At 67.2% G+C, this 16825-nt stretch carries 19 protein-coding genes and 2 pseudogenes; 11 read left to right on the top strand and 10 right to left on the bottom strand.

Going from position 1 to position 16825, the window contains the following annotated elements:
* Nucleotides 1-369: 369 nt before the first annotated feature.
* From ACLLJJ_RS42420 to ACLLJJ_RS42410, 3 genes are all read right to left on the bottom strand, one after another.
* Entirely contained in the window at nt 370-924 is a 555-nt protein-coding gene (locus tag ACLLJJ_RS42420) for a TlpA family protein disulfide reductase (RefSeq protein ID WP_434600154.1), read from the bottom strand.
* A gap of 167 nt (nt 925-1091) precedes the next feature.
* Nucleotides 1092-1454, bottom strand: coding sequence for a hypothetical protein (locus tag ACLLJJ_RS42415; RefSeq protein ID WP_434600153.1), 363 nt, complete (start codon nt 1452-1454; stop codon nt 1092-1094).
* 448 nt (nt 1455-1902) lie between these two features.
* On the bottom strand, nt 1903-2250 hold the full coding sequence (locus ACLLJJ_RS42410) for a LuxR C-terminal-related transcriptional regulator (RefSeq protein WP_434600152.1): 348 nt from the start codon (nt 2248-2250) through the stop codon (nt 1903-1905).
* Between the two features lie 234 nt (nt 2251-2484).
* Between ACLLJJ_RS42410 and ACLLJJ_RS42405 the strand changes: the two genes are divergently transcribed.
* Nucleotides 2485-3201 (top strand): hypothetical protein, encoded by a 717-nt coding sequence (locus ACLLJJ_RS42405; protein ID WP_434600151.1) that lies wholly within the window; start codon nt 2485-2487, stop codon nt 3199-3201.
* A 411-nt stretch (nt 3202-3612) separates the two neighbouring features.
* Here ACLLJJ_RS42405 and ACLLJJ_RS42400 read toward each other — a convergent pair whose 3' ends face one another.
* Nucleotides 3613-4059: a DUF3515 family protein gene (locus tag ACLLJJ_RS42400; protein ID WP_434600150.1), complete on the bottom strand. Its 447-nt coding sequence runs from the start codon at nt 4057-4059 to the stop codon at nt 3613-3615.
* Between the two features lie 54 nt (nt 4060-4113).
* Between ACLLJJ_RS42400 and ACLLJJ_RS42395 the strand changes: the two genes are divergently transcribed.
* Nucleotides 4114-4635 carry an RICIN domain-containing protein gene (locus ACLLJJ_RS42395; RefSeq protein ID WP_434600149.1) on the top strand — a complete coding sequence of 174 codons (522 nt, stop codon included), beginning with the start codon at nt 4114-4116 and terminating at the stop codon, nt 4633-4635.
* Nucleotides 4636-6299: 1664 nt separating this feature from the next.
* On the opposite strand, the gene ACLLJJ_RS42390 is transcribed toward ACLLJJ_RS42395, so the two are convergent.
* Together ACLLJJ_RS42390 and ACLLJJ_RS42385 are read right to left on the bottom strand one after the other, a co-directional pair.
* Nucleotides 6300-6605, bottom strand: a complete 306-nt coding sequence (locus tag ACLLJJ_RS42390) for a hypothetical protein (protein ID WP_434600148.1) — start codon at nt 6603-6605, stop codon at nt 6300-6302.
* A gap of 182 nt (nt 6606-6787) precedes the next feature.
* A complete protein-coding gene (locus ACLLJJ_RS42385) occupies nt 6788-7297 on the bottom strand; it encodes a hypothetical protein (protein ID WP_434600147.1) in 510 nt (169 codons plus the stop codon).
* 79 nt (nt 7298-7376) lie between these two features.
* Here ACLLJJ_RS42385 and ACLLJJ_RS42380 point away from each other — a divergent pair, with 79 nt between their 5' ends.
* From ACLLJJ_RS42380 to ACLLJJ_RS42370, 3 genes and pseudogenes are all read left to right on the top strand, one after another.
* Nucleotides 7377-7517: a hypothetical protein gene (locus tag ACLLJJ_RS42380; protein ID WP_434600146.1), complete on the top strand. Its 141-nt coding sequence runs from the start codon at nt 7377-7379 to the stop codon at nt 7515-7517.
* Nucleotides 7518-7642: 125 nt separating this feature from the next.
* On the top strand, nt 7643-10015 hold the full coding sequence (locus ACLLJJ_RS42375; protein ID WP_434600145.1) for an arylsulfatase: 2373 nt from the start codon (nt 7643-7645) through the stop codon (nt 10013-10015).
* A 73-nt stretch (nt 10016-10088) separates the two neighbouring features.
* A pseudogene (locus ACLLJJ_RS42370) lies at nt 10089-10814 on the top strand (SUMF1/EgtB/PvdO family nonheme iron enzyme); the annotation flags it as partial.
* A gap of 168 nt (nt 10815-10982) precedes the next feature.
* On the opposite strand, the gene ACLLJJ_RS42365 reads toward ACLLJJ_RS42370, so the two are convergent.
* Together ACLLJJ_RS42365 and ACLLJJ_RS42360 are read right to left on the bottom strand one after the other, a co-directional pair.
* Complete coding sequence (locus ACLLJJ_RS42365) at nt 10983-11693, bottom strand: IS6 family transposase (protein ID WP_434600143.1); 711 nt, start codon at nt 11691-11693, stop codon at nt 10983-10985.
* Between the two features lie 149 nt (nt 11694-11842).
* Complete coding sequence (locus ACLLJJ_RS42360) at nt 11843-12199, bottom strand: hypothetical protein (protein WP_434600141.1); 357 nt, start codon at nt 12197-12199, stop codon at nt 11843-11845.
* 236 nt (nt 12200-12435) lie between these two features.
* On the opposite strand from ACLLJJ_RS42360, the gene ACLLJJ_RS42355 reads away from it, so the two are divergent.
* The 6 genes and pseudogenes from ACLLJJ_RS42355 to ACLLJJ_RS42330 all read left to right on the top strand — a co-directional run bounded on the left by ACLLJJ_RS42355 (nt 12436) and on the right by ACLLJJ_RS42330 (nt 14891).
* Complete coding sequence (locus tag ACLLJJ_RS42355; RefSeq protein ID WP_434600139.1) at nt 12436-12885, top strand: LysR substrate-binding domain-containing protein; 450 nt, start codon at nt 12436-12438, stop codon at nt 12883-12885.
* Nucleotides 12886-12899: 14 nt separating this feature from the next.
* Nucleotides 12900-13370: a DUF3592 domain-containing protein gene (locus ACLLJJ_RS42350; protein WP_434600138.1), complete on the top strand. Its 471-nt coding sequence runs from the start codon at nt 12900-12902 to the stop codon at nt 13368-13370.
* 139 nt (nt 13371-13509) lie between these two features.
* Nucleotides 13510-13859, top strand: a pseudogene (locus ACLLJJ_RS42345) (GTP-binding protein); the annotation flags it as partial.
* 38 nt (nt 13860-13897) lie between these two features.
* Nucleotides 13898-14434 (top strand): helicase associated domain-containing protein, encoded by a 537-nt coding sequence (locus ACLLJJ_RS42340; RefSeq protein ID WP_434600137.1) that lies wholly within the window; start codon nt 13898-13900, stop codon nt 14432-14434.
* The gene (locus tag ACLLJJ_RS42335; RefSeq protein WP_434600136.1) at nt 14431-14583 is read left to right on the top strand and encodes a hypothetical protein; all 153 of its coding nucleotides are present in this window, start codon (nt 14431-14433) and stop codon (nt 14581-14583) included. Before ACLLJJ_RS42340 ends, ACLLJJ_RS42335 begins: the two co-directional genes overlap by 4 nt.
* The gene (locus tag ACLLJJ_RS42330) at nt 14580-14891 is read left to right on the top strand and encodes a hypothetical protein (protein ID WP_434600135.1); all 312 of its coding nucleotides are present in this window, start codon (nt 14580-14582) and stop codon (nt 14889-14891) included. The genes ACLLJJ_RS42335 and ACLLJJ_RS42330 overlap by 4 nt, the downstream gene beginning before the upstream one ends.
* A gap of 171 nt (nt 14892-15062) precedes the next feature.
* Here ACLLJJ_RS42330 and ACLLJJ_RS42325 read toward each other — a convergent pair whose 3' ends face one another.
* On the bottom strand, nt 15063-15377 hold the full coding sequence (locus tag ACLLJJ_RS42325; RefSeq protein ID WP_434600134.1) for an RHS repeat-associated core domain-containing protein: 315 nt from the start codon (nt 15375-15377) through the stop codon (nt 15063-15065).
* Nucleotides 15378-15744: 367 nt separating this feature from the next.
* Nucleotides 15745-16821: an RHS repeat-associated core domain-containing protein gene (locus tag ACLLJJ_RS42320; protein ID WP_434600132.1), complete on the bottom strand. Its 1077-nt coding sequence runs from the start codon at nt 16819-16821 to the stop codon at nt 15745-15747.
* Nucleotides 16822-16825 lie beyond the last annotated feature (4 nt).

Here is a 16825-nt window from a genome sequence, read left to right as displayed (position 1 = left end):
TCCCGATTACTGCGGGCAGACATTTTGCCGGGCCCTGCCTCGCCGCGGCCGGTCGTCGTGAGCCACTACCGACGCACTCGCGGAGGTAAAGCAGGCGCTGGTGGCGGAGGCGCAGTCGCTGGGTGCGCCGCCTCAGATGATGGACGCATATCCGTGGTCACGTACTCGACGCCGACGATGTTATGGGAGCCGGCCGTGGTGTCAACGAGCGCGGTCCGCCGTCCGGGAGCGCACCACGTCGCGGCGCCTTCGCAGATGTTGTGGGACAGGTGGCGGGTGGCGCCTACCTGTCCCGCCGGGGCGGTGCTCCGTGCCGGTGGCTGCGTGTGTCGCCCTTCACGATCTGGCGACGGAATCGGCGTGGAGCGGCTATTTTTTCGGCGAAGCTGGCTTCTTCTCCTTCAGCATCAGGTTGACGATGCTGGTCAGGTCCTCCTCGGACACGGCGCCGCGGACGGCTCCGGCGACCTTTCCCGAGCGGTCGACGATCAGGCTGAAGGGCAGAGCCTGCGCGTTCACCACGCCGCGAGGCAGCTTGAGGAACTGTTTGCCTGCCGGGTCGTGCAGGCTCGGGTAGGACAGTTTGTAGTCGCGCTGGAACGCCAGAGCGTTGTCCACGCTCTGCTCGGTGTTGATGCCCAGGATCTGTACCCCCTGGTCCTTCAGCTTCCGCTGGGTGCGGTCCAGCGCGGGAGATTCCAGGCGGCAAGGGCCGCACCAGGAAGCCCACGCGTTGACGACCACGACCTTGCCCCGGTAGTCGGGCAGCCGGGTCGCTTTTCCGTCCAGCGATTTGCCCGAGAAGTTGGGAGCATCAGGACGTTCGGCGAGCGGAATGCTGAAGAACAGAGGCTGCTCTTTCAGCGGCTGCTCTGTTGAGAGCGTGTCAGGGGAGGAACACCCGGTCAGGGCAAGAGCGGTCACGGCCGTCCACAAAGCCCGGCGAGGAATCGTCTTCATGATCGTTCAGTATCCCAACCTGGGTGCCACGGACTGTAGTCGGGTGGCGTCATCGCTCGTGCATCACGGGACGCTGTCCCGACGCGGCCCGCCGCGCACGCGGTGCGGCGGGCGTCCCGTGAAGCTGTGGCCTACTGAATGCCGCCGAACGCCTTCTTGTTCTTGGCCTTGTAGTTGAAGACGACGTAGTAGTCACCCTTCCCGTACTTCTTCCAGTCGGCCATCCACGACGTGCCGTTGTCCTTGCCCTTGATCGTCTGGATCAGCGGGTCCTTGCCCTTGACGCGCTTATAGGCCTTGGCCGTGAAAGCGGTCCGGCCGTTGCCGTAGATCCCGAAGTGCAAGAAGTGCTTGCCCTTCTTCACGCTGTGCGCCTTGGTGGTCTGGGTCTTCCCCGTGGTCTTCCATGTGCTCTGCCACGCGAAGGCGTCACCGGACATTCCCAAGGTGACCGCTGCCGCCAGGGCCGTCGTCCCCGCAACCTTCGACATCATGCGCATCTTCATATGGGCCCCCTGTCATCGGGGCTGCCTGTCCGGCAGCCGAAGCTCGAACGTAGACGCGAATGCGTGATCTTCGCGACGTCCAACAGGGAGGTGAACCGAGGGGCATTGCCCTTTGGTGAGGGGCCGTGTCCGCCCGCCCCCCGGCATGCGACCGGCTACCCGCGGCTGCCCCAAGGCTGGGCACCGGGCTCGCGGGACGGACCACAGCCAGGACGCTGGTGCCTCAGCTTGCGCACACCGCCAATTCCCATGTGCAACTCTCAACTAACTCGGCGGCGCACGGCCCTCCGGAGGGCGGCGAGGGGCGGATTCGCCTCGAACCCGCCCCTCGCCATGGCGTCCAAAACCAGATACCCCCGACAGAGGAGTGCCCCCATAGGGGCACCCTGCCGTTGGGCCGGCCCGCCTCACTCAGTGGGCGGACAGAGGCCTTCGCTCACGCGGCAGACGGTGTCCACTGATCCTCAGGCAGCGTGGAATGTCGGCAGGGGCAGCACGGATCAGCGCACAGCACGTTGTGGGAGAGCACGGACAACACCGCGGCCTGCAGCCGAGTCTCCTGCCCCAGCTTCTCCACTATCCGGGCAATATGCGCCTTCACCGTGCGCTCGGCGATCCCCAGCTCCCGCGCCAACTGCCGGTTCCCCAGCCCAGTACCCAGCAGGAGAAGCACTTCCCTCTCCCTGCCCGTCAGCTCCTTGAGCCTCCCCGTTTCACGTACCGGGGCAATCCCCGTGCGCCGGTAGGCACACGCAGCATCTCCCGCATCGGACCGCTTGGTCATAGCTGGTCCTTCCTGATCCCGCTGTTCCCAGCAGAGCCCCGTGCCCTGGGTGCGGCGGTGATCACAGCTCAACCTACCCGTCGGTACTGACAGGAGCACGCTAGAAAACGCGGGATCCCTCAAGGGCACTGCCCCAAGGGACACTTCCGGCCAACTCGGCAGCTACATAGGCTCATTCTGCGCACTTGCAAAGACCAAAACCACCGGGAGAACACTGTGTACCGTCGCATACCCGTGCATCGTTTCGTCGCGTCCGCCATCGCCGGCACCGCCGTTCTTGCCGTCCTGGCCCCAGCCGCGTCAGCCATGAACACCACTGCCACTCTCAACGGCACCCACGCGGTCGCCCAGGCCGAGACGAAGCTGGCGGCCAAACTGACCGTCGCGAGCTACACCACCTACCTCAAGCAGCACAAGACGCCGGAAGCCAAGAGGACTCTCACCGCATTCACCAAGCTCCCCGCCGGTAAGCAGGCCCGGTTCGTCAAGCACCTCCAGAACCGCAACATCTACAAGGCCCTCATCGACCAGGCCAAGGGCAGCCTCGACCGCAAGCTCAGGGTCGTCGATCCCTACAACCATGACGTCAAGTTCGTCACCGAGGTCACGTCCAAGACCCTCAGGGGCAAGAGCACCAAGCAGGTCTCCTTCACCGTGACCGAAACGATCTTCGGCATACCGGTCACCAGCGAGACACTCAACCTGCGCTACCAGGTGCTCAAGGGCAAGGTCACCGGCACCCCGGCCGCCGACAGCGAGGTTAAGAACCTCAACGCCGCCATCACCCTCCACAAGGGCAAGGTCGCCCGTTCCGGGCACACCGGCGTTGCTACCGCATCCACGGTCTGGAAGGCCGTGCCCCGGGTGAAGTCCTTCGGCAAGGGCGTGGACAAGGTGCAGGAGATCAGCGCCAACTCTTCCACCTGGAAAGCCAAGCTCGCCAACCGCTGACCCGGCACGCGGGGCCTCTTTGACGGGCGGTCACCTGGGTCGCCTTGGGCCCCTCCCCGGCCCGGCGCCTGGACTTCTCCGGGCCGACGACAGCTTGCCCCTGTCGGCCTCGACCAAGCCGGCTGAGGCCCGAGAGCCGGCCCTCCCCCAGCGCTTGGTGCGAGAGCCCCGCCAGGACAGCGTCCCGCAAGTCCACTTCGGGCGAAGCCGGTTCATCGTGCCTGTGCCGTTGCCGGGCACCTTCCCCGGTCCACGCAGTGCATTGGTGCTCCGGCAGGCGCACAAGCTCCAGGTCACGCAGGGCCAGGTGCTCCTCCGGCCCTGACGGTCGGCTGGCGCCGTGCCCAGCTGAACTCCCTGGGGGCGGCACCCCAAAGGGATACCGCCTATGGGGCGTGGCGGGCTCACACATCAGTACGAGCTCAGGCATTTGGCCTCCTCCTTGATCGGCTCAACCAGCCTGGACAGGTCGACCAGAACGGCGTCCATGGCAGCGACCTTGTCGGAGACCACCACTTCCACAGCCGGATTCCGGCCGTAGGTGACAACCACCTTCCTGCCGCCCTGGGAGCGGACGTCGCGGAAGACCCAGTCCACGCCGTTGACGTTGGCACATGGGTCGACGGTCGGGGCCGGTGGCGTGAGCCCGCAGCGCAGAACAATCGCCTCATCGCCCCACACCGCGATTCCTGGGCGTCCGGTGAAGGTCAGCTCCTGGCCGGCAAGACGTTCCGGATAGCGGGATGCGGCCTTCGCGCACTCAGGCCGCGCAGCACGCGGGGCGGACTCAATCCCGTATCCGGGCGCACCCATCTGCCGCACCACCAGCACACCGCCCGTCAGGGCGCCGATCGCCATTACTGCAACGGCCATCCGCGTCCGCGAAAAACGAACCACAGAAAGGAACCTCTCGTGAAGAAGACAGTTCATACGCTCATCCTCGCCGCATCCGTCACCGCGCTTCTCGGTGGCGGAGTGACTCCGGCCGCTGCTGGGGAGACAGGAACTGCCGGAACCTACAACAATGTCCGTCTTGCCAAGGTATGGGGAACCCCCAAAGGCAAGGACGTATGTATCTCGAACGACGGTAAGAAGAACAGCGGCGCGGTGCTGGTGATCCGTCGGTGCGGCAGCGGCTCCGAACAGCGCTGGACCCTGAAGGGCAACAGCAGGGGCCTGTACACCATCAAGAATAAGAAGTCGGCCAAGTGCATGGGCGTGACCTCCAAGGCCTCCGGCACCCAGGTCAAGCAGTACGGCTGCAGCCCTTCCTCCACGAAGCAGCAGTGGGCACTGCACGCCAGCAAGATCCTCAACAAGTGGTCGGGTACGGCCATCACCGCCGAGACCAGCAAAAGCGGCAGGAAGCTGACCATTACCAAGTGGAACAACAGCACCAGCAAGCGCGTCAAGCAGGAGTGGGGACTGAAGTAACCCGAGACCGAGACCAGCCAACCTGGATCCAGTTCGCCCCGCATCGACAGCTCTGCACATCGGCGCAGGTCACGAAGACAATCGATGCCGTCGCCCGAGTCGGACCCGGCCGCTCATGGGGCGGCTAGGCGCGCGGGAAGCCCACCTCCTTGTCGGCCGCAGTGACAGCGGCCGACAAGGAGGCCTTAGGCGTTCACAGCTCCGGCCACGCTCGAGGACCGTTACCCTCGCGTCGGCAGTGAGCGAATCGGTGGCCCGTGCGACACGAAGACAGGCCACCGACTGGCTCGGCCAAGCCGCCCGCCTACAGCAGCTGAGATGCCGAGCGGCCCTCCACCACCCACATCAGGCCGATCGCAGTCGGTTACACGCCCCCACCGGCCAAGACGGTTGCGGGCAAGTCCTCGACGTCCAGGGCGACGCAGCCGTCGACAGGGACTCCCCGGCCCTCCATTCGGCCGCCACCCCACTTCCCCTGCGGTTCGGAGCCGCCGCTGGCGGCGGCTCCGAACCGCAGGCTGTCGCTGCAATGCTCCGCGGCGAACACCTCGGTCGGCCCCCCAAGGCGACCCCGCGATGCCCACAACGTCTCCAACCTCATCGAGATCAGCACGCCAGAGCCCATCAGCCTCAGCGGAGTCATGGCGCTGGCCGGCGTCAGGTGCCACCTCGCCCGCGCCGAGGAACCGGGCAGGCCCCTCGAGCCGGAGCCGGGCGATCGCAATCCTCAGAGCCTGAGCCACTGTGGACATCCCCAGGCTGTACAGAGACCGTCCCGGCACCATTGACCGACGGCCAGACCGTCACCTACCCGTTCTCGCCAGCGAGCCCGGGGACCGGCACGAAGAAACCGGCCAATTGGCATTCCATCGCAATATGCGAAGAACGCCGCGCGCGCCGCTTTGCCGTCCGAGTCGCTGCTTGGAACGATGCCTTGGTCGTCTTCCTGAGCGATCGGTGAGCCCTCACTGTGGCCAGCCCCGCCGGCACACACAGGGCGGGGCGTCCGCCGTTCGGCCCAGGGAGAGCTGCAGCGGCTCGGTGCGCCGTTCCCCGCCACAGCCGCTGCAAGCCAGCCATCAAGAGCCACATGGCTTGATGCCGAAAGGCAGTCGCTTCCCCAACTCGGGCGCAACGGCCTGTATCCAATGTTCTGTAGCAGCAGAGTTGTTGGGCGACATGGGCCTTGGGTCGCTTGGGTCGCTCTGGCCGACTGGGAGGAGCGTTCGAGACGGGACTCCAGCCTCGCTCTGGGGGTTGCGGGATTGTCGGGGCCGTCTCGGCTAGCCTGTGCTGAACACGTTTGGGTTTTGAGTCGCTTCGGTCGCTGAGAGGAACTAAGCATGGCCCCTGACCTGGGGATTTCCAGGAGCGACTCAGCGCAGTTCGCAGTGACTGACGAAGCGGGATCCCGGCCTGGAAGTCCGCTGAATGTCGCGCTGTGGTGCACGGCGCAAAGCTGGCCGGTGCATCCGCTGGCACCTCGGCGTAAAACTCCGGCGGCCAACTGCCAGGCCTGCCGGGGCAGCCCAGCGTACGTGGGCTGGTTGGACGCCCCCTGGTAGTGACCTGAGCGTCATACGACGTCGGCAAAACCGTCAAACGCCCCGAGAACCTCAAGGCCATCGGCAAGCCCGGAAGATCTTGGTAGATAAAAAACAAGCTCAGCCGGGTGGGCCCTGGCGGCGCTGCCAGTCCTCCACCAGGTCCCGGAGCTGGCGGCGCTGCCGGTCTTCCTCGGCGAGCTGCTCGGCCAGGACGCCGACGTCGACGAAGGGGGTGACGGCGGCGAGGACCAGGCGGCGCAGCTCGGCGGCGTCAAGGGCCTCAACCTCCCACTGAACAGGGTGCGTTGGGTCAAGATCATGACGACGGGCGAAGGCCGGCCGCCGCGGATCGGTGCTCTTGCCCACGGCGGGCACCAGCGTGTACCGGGTGACCTGATCGAAGGTCAGGGCGATGCGCTCCACCCAGCTCCAGCACGCAGTACGCGCGACGAAGTCCCGTTCGACGTCCTCACCACTCGCGTCAAGGTCCCCCGATGCTTCTCCGGGGCGCCACGAGCGTGCGGTTCGAGTTCTCGCAGCTCAGAAGCGGTCGGGACGACCCTAGCGTGTGCAACAGGTGTGGTGCACGGAGCCTGACGCGAGATTCACCCGGTCGATGGCTGACCGGGTTCCGGCCGCCCGTTCAGGCGCTCGCGGATCATGCGCCGTTCGGCTTCCTCGCGGGCGAGTGCCTGGCAGTGGATGTCGTGGTCACGGTGGGCCTCGATGGCCCCGCGCACGATCGCGGCCAGGATGTCGGGCGGCAGGGCCTCGGTCTGGGTGGTGGCGGTGCCGGAGAACGAGCGCCGGTCGGTCGCCTTCGGCGAGGCGGTCGGCAGGTTGTAGGTGGCGATCTGCTCGGGGGTGACAGCGACCCGCTGGAACTCCACCTCGGCGCCCGCAGCGTCGGCGAAAGCGATCACGTCCTCGGCAAGCGAGCTGAACATATGGACGCCGCTCTGGTCGTAGTCGCCCAGGTGCAGAATCCGGGTTCTTCGGCCTCCGGAGATCGCCCGGACGGCTGCGTCGTGCTTGCCGGCCAGGCCGTCGAACCCTCCGCCGGAGAAGCAGGAGATGCCGAACTCCTCGCCGATGCGTACCAGTTGGGGGACCATGCCGGCCGTTATCCCGCCAGTGTGGTGTGCCCTGCTCTCAGGGGGAGGAAGGGCCGTTCTTCCTGGTGAGGTAGCTGGGATGACGATCAGCGCCTGCAACAGTGGTGTTGCTCTCTTACTCTTCCGGCTCCTCCCCATTGAGGTAGGCACCCGGATGGACGACGAGGACGGCCTGGAAATCGTCTTCGAAGTACCTGCCAGCGGGATCACCCACACCTGAGCCCGGACAACCCCCGGTCGGTGCACGGAGGATTGACGCCCTCCTACGGCGAGCCCCACAAGCCCGCCCACCAAAGCATTGTATTTTCGGTCAAAGTATTTAATTTCGACTGAAAAGGTTGTCGCATGGGCGAGAAGTTCGGCGATCCGTCGCGGGTGGCATTGCCGATCCACGACCGCCGGTACACCGGCACCGTCACCTACGACGCGAAGGACCCCGATACCTCCTTCCCGCCGATCGAGAACCTGCGCCCGCCGCCCGGGGCGCCGAACGTCCTGGTGATCCTGCTCGACGACATCGGGTACGGGGCGTCCAGTGCGTTCGGCGGACCGGTGGACATGCCCACCGCGCAACGCCTGGCCGATCAGGGCCTGCGCTACACCCGGTTCCACACCACCGCGTTGTGTTCGCCGACCCGGGCGGCGATGTTGTCCGGGCGCAACCACCACGCCGTGGGCATGGGAGGCATCACCGAGATCGCCACCTCGGCGCCCGGCTACGACGCGGTGCGGCCGAACACATGTACGCCGCTGGCGGAGACGCTGCGGCTGAACGGCTTCTCCACGGCGCAGTTCGGCAAGTGCCACGAGGTGCCGGTGTGGGAGACCAGCCCGACGGGGCCGTTCGACCACTGGCCCACCCCCGGCAACGGGTTCCAGCACTTCTTCGGGTTCATCGGCGGCGAGACCAACCAGTACTACCCGGCCCTGTACGAGGGCACCAACCCGGTCGAGCCCGACCGCACGCCCGAAGAGGGCTACCACTTCATGGAGGACGTGACCGACCGGGCGATCTCGTGGGCGCGGCAACAGAAGTCGCTGATGCCCGACCGGCCGTTCATGATGTACTTCGCGCCCGGCGCGACCCACTCCCCGCACCACGTGCCCAAGGAGTGGGCGGACAAGTACAAGGGCAGGTTCGACGACGGCTGGGACGCGCTGCGCGAGCGCACCCTGGCCCGGCAGAAGCAGCTCGGAACCGTTGCCCCCGACTGCGATCTGACGAAGCGTCACGACCTCATCCCGGCGTGGGCGGACACCGATCCCAAGATGCGGCCCGTGCTCGCGCGGCAGATGGAGGTGTACGCCGGGTTCCTCGAATACGCCGACCACCACATCGGTCGCCTCGTCGACACGCTCGACGACCTCGGGATCCTCGACGACACCGTCGTCTACTACGTGATCGGCGACAACGGCGCGTCCGCCGAGGGCACGATGAAGGGCACCTTCAACGAGCTCATGCTGCTCAACCACGCGACCGAGTTCGAGACCGACGAGTTCATGATCGAGCACATGGACCAGCTCGGGGGGCCCGAGTCGCACAACCACTACGCGATCGGCTGGGCGCACGCGATGTCCACGCCCTACCAGTGGACCAAGCAGGTCGCGTCGCACTGGGGCGGCACCCGCAACGCCGCCATCGTGCACTGGCCCGGCGGCATCGCCGCCAAGGGCGGGCTGCGGCACCAGTTCACACACGTCATCGACGTCGCACCCACCGTCCTGGAGGCGGTCGGCCTGCCCGAACCGATGGTCGTGCACGGCGTGACCCAGGAGCCGATGCACGGCACGAGCATGAACTACACGTTCGAGGACGCGGACGCACCCGAACGGCACGAGACGCAGTACTTCGAGATGGTCGGCAACCGCGGGATCTACCACAAGGGTTGCTCGGCGGTCACCAAACACAAGACGCCCTGGATCAGCGCCGCGCAGGAGGGCATCGCCTTCGACGACGACGTGTGGGAACTCTACGACGGCACCAAGGACTGGTCGCAGGCGCACGACCTGTCGAAGGAAATGCCGGAGAAACTGCACGAGTTGCAGCGCCTGTTTCTGATCCAGGCGGCCCGCTTCAACGTGCTCCCGCTCGACGACCGGGGCGCGGAACGCTTCAACGCGGAGATCGCCGGCCGCCCCGAACTGATCACCGGCGACACCCAGACGCTCTACCCCGGCATGGTGCGCCTGTCGGAGAACTCGGTGCTCAACGTCAAGAACAAGTCCCACTCGCTGGTCGCGAACGTGACGACCCCCGCCGGTGAGGCGTTCGGCACGATCGTCACGCAGGGCGGCAAATTTGGCGGCTGGAGCCTGTACGTCCTCGACGGGCGCCCCGCCTACTGCAACAACTTTCTGGGCGTGGAGCGCTACACGGTCCGCGGCCCCGACCCGTTGACCCCGGGCGAGCACGAGGTGCGGATGGACTTCACCTACGACGGCGGCGGCCTGGGCAAGGGCGGCACCGCCGTGCTCTCCGTCGACGGCACCGAGGTCGCCCGCGGCCGGGTCGAACGCACCCAACCGTTCCTGTACTCCATGGACGAGTCCCTCGACGTCGGCGTCGACACCGGCACCCCCGTTCCCGACGACCTTCCGCGCGACCGGCTCACGTTCAACGGCACGATCGCCAAGGTCCGCATCGACACCGGAACCGACAACCACGACCACCTCATCGACCCGCAACACCAGGTGCGGATCGCGATGGCCAAGCAGTAGGTCGGCCGGCGCGCCGCACGGCCCTGCGGCGCGCCGCCCCATCACCGAGGCCCGGATTCGGCAGGGTGGCCCCATGCGCGCCGCCACCCGTACCCCCCGCACCACCGGCATGGTCGAACTCCCCGCCGGGACGTTCGTGATGGGCTCGGACGACTTCTATCCCGAGGAACGCCCCGCCCACCGCGTCGCCGTCGACGCCTTCGCCATCGACGTCCACCCCGTGACCGTGGCCCGATTCCGCCGCTTCGCGCGGGACACCGGCTACGTCACCGTCGCCGAACGCGACCTCGACCCGGCCGACTACCCGGACGCCGACCCCGCCGCACTCGTCCCCGGTGCCCTCGTGTTCACCATGACCCCCGGCCCGGTCGCCCTCGACGACTGGCGGCAATGGTGGAGCTACCGCCCCGGCGCGAACTGGCGCCGGCCACACGGCCCCGGACCCGTTCGCGACGGCCCCGACCGGCACCCGGTGACCCAGGTCGCCCACGAGGACGCCGCCGCGTACGCCGCGTGGGCCGGCAAGGCACTGCCCACCGAGGCCGAATGGGAGTACGCCGCCCGAGGCGGACTCGACCGCGCCGCCTACGCGTGGGGCGAGGACCCCGCACCGCGCGGACGCCGCATGGCCAACACGTGGCACGGCGCCTTCCCCTGGCAATACCTGCCCGGCGGCAAAGCCGACCCCAGCCCCGGAACCAGCCCGGTCGGCACCCACCCACCCAACGGATACGGCCTGTACGACACCATCGGCAACGTCTGGGAATGGACCGCCGACCCCTTCACCCCCGACCACACCCCCACCCCGGCCGCCCCGGCGAGTTCATGCTGCGCCCCCGCCACACCCCACGCCGCGACCGACCCGGACGGCCGCTTCCCGTACCGCGTCACCAGGTGTTGTCACGTTGTCGGGGTGCAGGTCTCTGGTGGCGTGTCGGGGTGTGGTTGGCCCCGGTGGCGGCGTTGTTCAGGCTGCGGCGGGCAGGCCGGCGGCACCGCTGATCTGGTCCCAGATGGCGAAGCGGATGGTCATTTCGAGGCGGTTCCGGCCGGCGGTCATGAGATGTCTGCGGGGTCGGAAGTGGGGTGAGATGCCGCTGAACGCGGCCAGGAACCGTTGCGCGGCGCCGACGCTGCGGAAGCCCTTCATGGCGCGTTCGCGCTGCCGGGTAGGTTGGTGGGAGTTCTCCGCGCGGTTGTTCAGTCCCTTGTGCGCCCGGTGCTCCACAGAGGGCATCACCTCCCGCAGCGCGGCCCCGTAGGACCGGAGCTTGTCGGTCACCACCACCCGGGGCACCGACCCGGTGCCCCGGAGTAGTTTCCGGAAGAAACGCCTGGCCGCAGCGGTATCCCGGCGGTTCTGGACCAGGATGTCCAGGACGTCGCCGTCGGCGTCCACGGCTCGCCACAGGTACTTCTGCTCGCCGTTGATCTTGATGAAGACCTCGTCCAGGTGCCACTTGTCCCCGGGCCGAGGGCGCCTGCGGCGCAGCGCGTTCGCGTAGTCCTGCCCGAACTTCAGAGACCACCGCCGGATCGTCTCGTAGGACACGATCACCCCGCGCTCCAGCATCAGTTCCTCGACCTCACGGAACGACAGCGGGAAGCGGAAGTACAGCCATACGCAGTGCGAGATCACCTCTGCCGGGTACCGGTGATTGCTGTACGACGGTCGCACGTCAAACGACCCCTCCGAGCATGACCAACTACAAGATCATCATACCGTCGCCAGACAACGTGACAGCACCCTTGTGGGCGCACGGTCAGCTGCCGTCCGTATCGGGTGGAGCGGGTGCAGAATCCGCTGCCCGAATACACGGGCACACCTTAGGGGTCGGCGACCGTGACGAGCTGGTCGACCATGCCGGCTGTCTCCGACCACGTCTCCAGCCGGCCCCTCTGCCCGGCCTGCCGGTCCAGCCGGAAATCCAGGGCAGCCTGGTGCAGTGCGGCCCGGAAGTCTTCCGGCCCGTCGTATGCGACTGGCTCCGCACGGATCTCGGTGTCGTCGCGCAGAGCCGCCCACCGGATCCGGCCCGAGCGGCGGGTCATGCCCAGGACTTCCACCAGGCGCTTGTAGGAGCGCTCCTCCTTGACCAGCACCCCGTCCGAGATCAGCGAGTACCAGACCTGCCGGATCGTGAGCGGCAACTGTGCCGCGTACCGGGCCAGCACCCGGTCCACGGCAGCCCACAGCTCGCACGTACGGGCGCGGGGCTTCCACTGCGACTGGTACCCGCGGGGCCGCCGCGCGGCGGGCTGGGGAATCGACGGCGGTCTGGAGATCGGCTTCTCCGTGCCCTTGGCCGGGGACCTGCTGATGCGTTCGGGAGAGGTGTTCCGTACCCGCTATCCCGCGAGCGCCGTGGACGTCTGCGAGGTGCCTGTCTCCGCCCCGTTCGCGTCGCTGGCGCAACGGCGTGTACGATGTCCAGCTCACCGAATTCCCGGTCGCGGAGCCCGACTTCGTGACCGGGCCCGTCCTGATGTCGGAGTCCCGGATGCTGGTGGTGCCGTCGAACCACCCCTTGGCGCGCCGGGAGTTCCTCTCGTACGAGGACCTGACCCGCATCACCCTGCTCGCCCCGCTCGGCAAAGTCCCGTCCTACGGGCTGGACGCCCACTTCTCGGATCACACCCCGAGCGGCGCGCCCATCCGCCGAGAACGGGCCTTCACCCACTGGCAGGAGGCCCTCGCGCTCGTCGTGAGCGGCAGAGGAGCGGTGATCTCGGCGGCGCAGGGCGCCCAGTACTTTGGCGGAGTTCGCCAGGGCCGCGAGGGAAGTGTCGCTCGCCCCGCCCCGGTGAGCGCGGTGCGGGAACCGGAGGGGTGCGGGGGCGCATCTTCACGGGAGTCGTCGGCCGGATAACGGGGGGATGCGGAATGTTCACTGGAAGTGGGGTCTTCGGGCTCGTGCTCGGGACGCTGGGACTGCTCATCGCGGCCTTCGGCATCGGAGCGTTCGTCTTCATGCGGCGGAAGGCCGCGGAGTACCAGCAGACGCTGCGAGCCGGTCTGATGGCGGAAGGCAGGTGCCTGGAGACGCATGTGGTGCACCACCAGTCGTCGAACGGGTCCGGGAACAGCCAGCGGCGGCTGATCGTGGGCTTCCTGACCTATGACGGGCGTCAGATACGGGCCACAGTCGCCGCGCGGCGGCCTTATGTGGCGGGGGACCTGGTGCCGCTGCGGTATCTGCCGCACCGGCCCGAGCGGGCGGTGGTGGACGGGGCCCCTGTGCGGCTCGGGGTCGCGTCGTGCGTGGTGGGCGGGATGACGGTGATGCTCGTCGGCATGGGGTTGGTCTTCGCCCTGATCGGCTTCGTGGGGGTCATCTTCGCGTCGCGCAGGTGAGTGGTTAATCGGTTGCCGCTGACGTCGGCCTCTGCTGCACTGTCCGGTGACAGCCGAGTGACCGAGGAAATACTGATGCGAACTGCGTTCATGCCCTACACGAAGGTAATTGCTGCCTATTCGGAGGACATGACACGTCGTGCGTACGTTGAACTTGGGAATTCTGGCGCATGTCGACGCCGGTAAGACCAGCCTGACCGAGCGGCTGCTGTACGCCGCCGGTGTCATCGACGAGATCGGCCGCGTCGATGACGGAAATACCCAGACCGATTCGCTGACGCTGGAACGACAGCGCGGCATCACCATCAAATCCGCGTTGTGTCGTTCGTTGTTGACGACGTGACGGTCAATCTGATCGATACGCCCGGCCACCCGGACTTCATCGCCGAGGTGGAGCGGGTGCTGAGCGTGCTCGACGGTGCCGTGCTGGTCGTGTCCGCCGTGGAGGGCGTTCAGCCGCAGACGAGGGTGCTGATGCGGACGCTTCAGCGGCTGGTAAGCGCGCCGCGCGGCTGGAGAAGCTGGGCATGGTCTGGTCTCCGGCGGATGAGCGCTTCCAGGAGAACCTGGAAGCCGCCAGGGCGTACTACGACCAGTACTGGACGCTGTGCGCGCCCCGGTCCGCGACGATGCTGGACCGGCCGGTGGGGCAGTGGCTTTCCAACCTTCGGCGCCCCGGCGCGCTGGCCGAACACCCCGAATGGGAAACGGCGTTGAAGAATGTCGACGAGGACTGGAACCCGGCGTGGCCGACGGAGTGGCAGCGGCACTACGCCGCGCTGCGCGAGCTGGTGGCCGATGAAGAGGGTGCGGCGGAGATCCTGCCGGGGTTCACGGTCCACGGGATGGACGTCGGGAAGTGGCTGGCCCGGCAGCGGACTCCGGCGGTCTGGGAGGCCCTGACGGACGGGCAGCGTCAGCGCCTGGAGCAGCTCGGCATCGTACCGCTGGCCCTGGCCCCGGAGCCGGAGGCGCCCGCGAAGGCGTCCGCGGCGCCTGTGAGTGCCTTCGATAAGGGTGTGGCGGCCCTGGCGCGCAGTACAAGGCGCGTACGGGCTCTGTGACGGTCGCCAGGGCCCATGTGGAGCGGCTGGAGGATGGGAGTGAGGTGAAGCTCGGGGTGTTCCTGTCGAACAGCAAGAGCCGCCGGGCCAAGCTGACCGCACACAAGCTCGCCGCGTTGGCCGGCCTCGGACTGCGGTGGGCAGCATGAGCACCGAGCAGCACGACACGGACGCGTACGGCCAGGAGCTGGCCCGCATCAGCCACCACCAACACGAGGCTTTGAGTGCGCGGTTGACCGTGTTCCAGGCCCTGGCCGCCGCCAGGGTCGCCCCCGAGCAGGCGGATCAGATCGTGTCGCAGCTGGAGGCCGGGGCAATCGCCGGGGCCCACACCTGGATCTCCGAGAGCAGCGCCCCGCACGGATCCGAGCCCCGCTTCGAGGACGGCTGGTTCGCCGGCGTCCGCATCGAGGGCACGAGCGGCCCGCCGTGTCCGGCGGGCCGCAAGAGTAACTAGCTCAAGATCGCCGACCGCCCACCAACCAGATGATCGCCGCTACGCCGACGATGACAAGGCCTCCGATGATCAGTACAGTCGCTACGGCGAAATTGCCAACAGCCGCTACGGCTAGTGCACAACCGAACAGAAGGATGAGGAGGCCAACGGCAATCGCCTGCTTTTTCCCTGTCACTCAAAAGCCTCCTGGTACTTGCCGATCGCAACTCCAGCAGCGGTGAGAGTGCCGCCAGCAGCAGCGATAGGGGCTGCGCAGCCTACAACGGTGGTACAAGCAGGAGCGGTTGAAACCGTGATGATGGCGCCGGCGACGCCGGCCAGGACGGCCCCTGTGTCCTCCAGGGACGCGCTCAGCTTGAAGAGCCCGGTGGGGTCGATCTGGTTGACGGGGTCGCCGCCGGCGTAGAGGTAGGGGTTCCTTTCCTGTCCGGAGGGGTCGGGCTCGGTGAAGCGGCCCAGGGTGGGGTCGTAGTAGCGGGCGCCCATCTTTTACAACCCTGTCGGGCTCGCGTACGTGGCGGCGTAGCCGTGCGTGTAGTTCAAGTTGATGAGCGTCGCCGAACTGGGCGCGGCCATGATGACCGTCGGATGGCCGGAGGAGTCCAGCCCGCGTCACCGCCCCTGCCCGGCTCCTGCTTGGTCGCCGAAGCCCACCCTGAATGGTGATTGGCCGCCAGTGGGATTTGGCGGCCAATCGAGAAGCATCAAGTCAGCGCTGGCGGTTTCTTCTGCCGACCATGATCACGGCGATAAGGCCGCATACAGCTCCGACTGCTCCACCTATGAGGATCAGTGTGAGTGTCATTCCTGACCTTCCGCGAAGGTACTGTGACCGGAGAATCGTGATTTCCGGTTACTTGGTTACTTGCGTCCACGTGTACCCCAAGGAACCGGTGACCACGCCGCCCGCTGCGCCCCCCGCAGCTCCGATACCACAGCCTGCTACAGCGCCGGGACCGGTCCAGATGGACGCCACGGCGCCCGTGGCGCAGCCGCCAGCCGCGCCCGTGATAGTGGCTCCGATCGTAGCCTTTGCAAAGTCTCCCCAACTCCACAGTCCGGTGGAGTCAGTGTTGTTGACCGGATCGGCGGCGGCATAGAGGTAGGGGTTTGTTTCCTGTCCGGAGGGGTCGGGTTGGTTGAAGCGGCCCAGGGTGGGGTCGTAGTAGCGGGCACCCATCTTGTACAGCCCGGTCGGATCCGCGTACGTGCCGGCGTAGCGGTAGGGCTGGGTGATCTTTTCCGTGGGGGTGGTGCGTGTCTGGCCGGTGGGGCTGTAGGTGTGGGTGCGCTCGCCCGCTTCGTCGACCAGGCCCAGGACGCTGCCGGTCGCGTCGGTGAGGTAGTAGTAGCTCTTGCCCCCGGTGCGCATGGAGTTGAGGGTGCCCGCTGGTTCGCGGATGAATCCGGTGTCGGCCCCGTTCGTCGTGGAGCCGGCCAGGCCCAGTGCGGTGTTGTGGAACCAGGTGTCGCCGAGCTTGGTGCGCTCGTCATTGGTCGTGCCCGCATAAACCAGGTCGCGGGCCGTGCCCCCGGTGGTGATCGAGGTGAGCTGGCTGAAGTCGCTCCAGGTCTCACCGGTGCGGGCCGTGGTGGTCGCGGCGGCTGTTTCGTTGCCCGCCTTGTCATACGACCAGCCCGTCGTGCTGCCGCCCTTAGCGGTCAGCTGTGAGGCGTCGTTGTACGTGTACGTCGGCGCCGCCGGGCAGGCCGTCGCCGCGGTGGTGTCCTGGTGGGTGAGGTTGCCCGCCTTGTCCAGGCAGTAGCGCCAGGACGCCTTCCGGGCACCCGCCGCGTCGGCTTCCTGCGCGTATGTCAGCCGGTTCTGGGTGTCGTAGGAGTACGCCGTCGTCAGCTTGGTCGCGTTGTCCGTACGCGTGCGGATCTTCGTACCGTCGGTTTTGGCGTCCGTGCCGACTCTGCTGCCCAATTCG

Origin of the sequence: Streptomyces sp. A5-4, from assembly GCF_051131715.1 — a bacterium.
In the GTDB taxonomy this organism is placed as follows: Bacteria; Actinomycetota; Actinomycetes; order Streptomycetales; family Streptomycetaceae; genus Streptomyces.
This window is presented reverse-complemented; position numbering and strand designations above follow the sequence as displayed.

Coding starts and splice junctions, on each gene's coding strand:
- ACLLJJ_RS42350 (WP_434600138.1), top strand. CDS start 12,900: ATGTTCACTGGAAGTGGGGTCTTCGGGCTCGTGCTCGGGACGCTGGGA.
- ACLLJJ_RS42330 (WP_434600135.1), top strand. CDS start 14,580: ATGAGCACCGAGCAGCACGACACGGACGCGTACGGCCAGGAGCTGGCC.
- ACLLJJ_RS42380 (WP_434600146.1), top strand. CDS start 7,377: ATGACGATCAGCGCCTGCAACAGTGGTGTTGCTCTCTTACTCTTCCGG.
- ACLLJJ_RS42415 (WP_434600153.1), bottom strand. CDS start 1,454: ATGATGTCGAAGGTTGCGGGGACGACGGCCCTGGCGGCAGCGGTCACC.
- ACLLJJ_RS42410 (WP_434600152.1), bottom strand. CDS start 2,250: ATGACCAAGCGGTCCGATGCGGGAGATGCTGCGTGTGCCTACCGGCGC.
- ACLLJJ_RS42385 (WP_434600147.1), bottom strand. CDS start 7,297: ATGGTCCCCCAACTGGTACGCATCGGCGAGGAGTTCGGCATCTCCTGC.
- ACLLJJ_RS42400 (WP_434600150.1), bottom strand. CDS start 4,059: ATGGCGATCGGCGCCCTGACGGGCGGTGTGCTGGTGGTGCGGCAGATG.
- ACLLJJ_RS42325 (WP_434600134.1), bottom strand. CDS start 15,377: ATGGGCGCCCGCTACTACGACCCCACCCTGGGCCGCTTCACCGAGCCC.
- ACLLJJ_RS42375 (WP_434600145.1), top strand. CDS start 7,643: ATGGGCGAGAAGTTCGGCGATCCGTCGCGGGTGGCATTGCCGATCCAC.
- ACLLJJ_RS42340 (WP_434600137.1), top strand. CDS start 13,898: ATGGTCTGGTCTCCGGCGGATGAGCGCTTCCAGGAGAACCTGGAAGCC.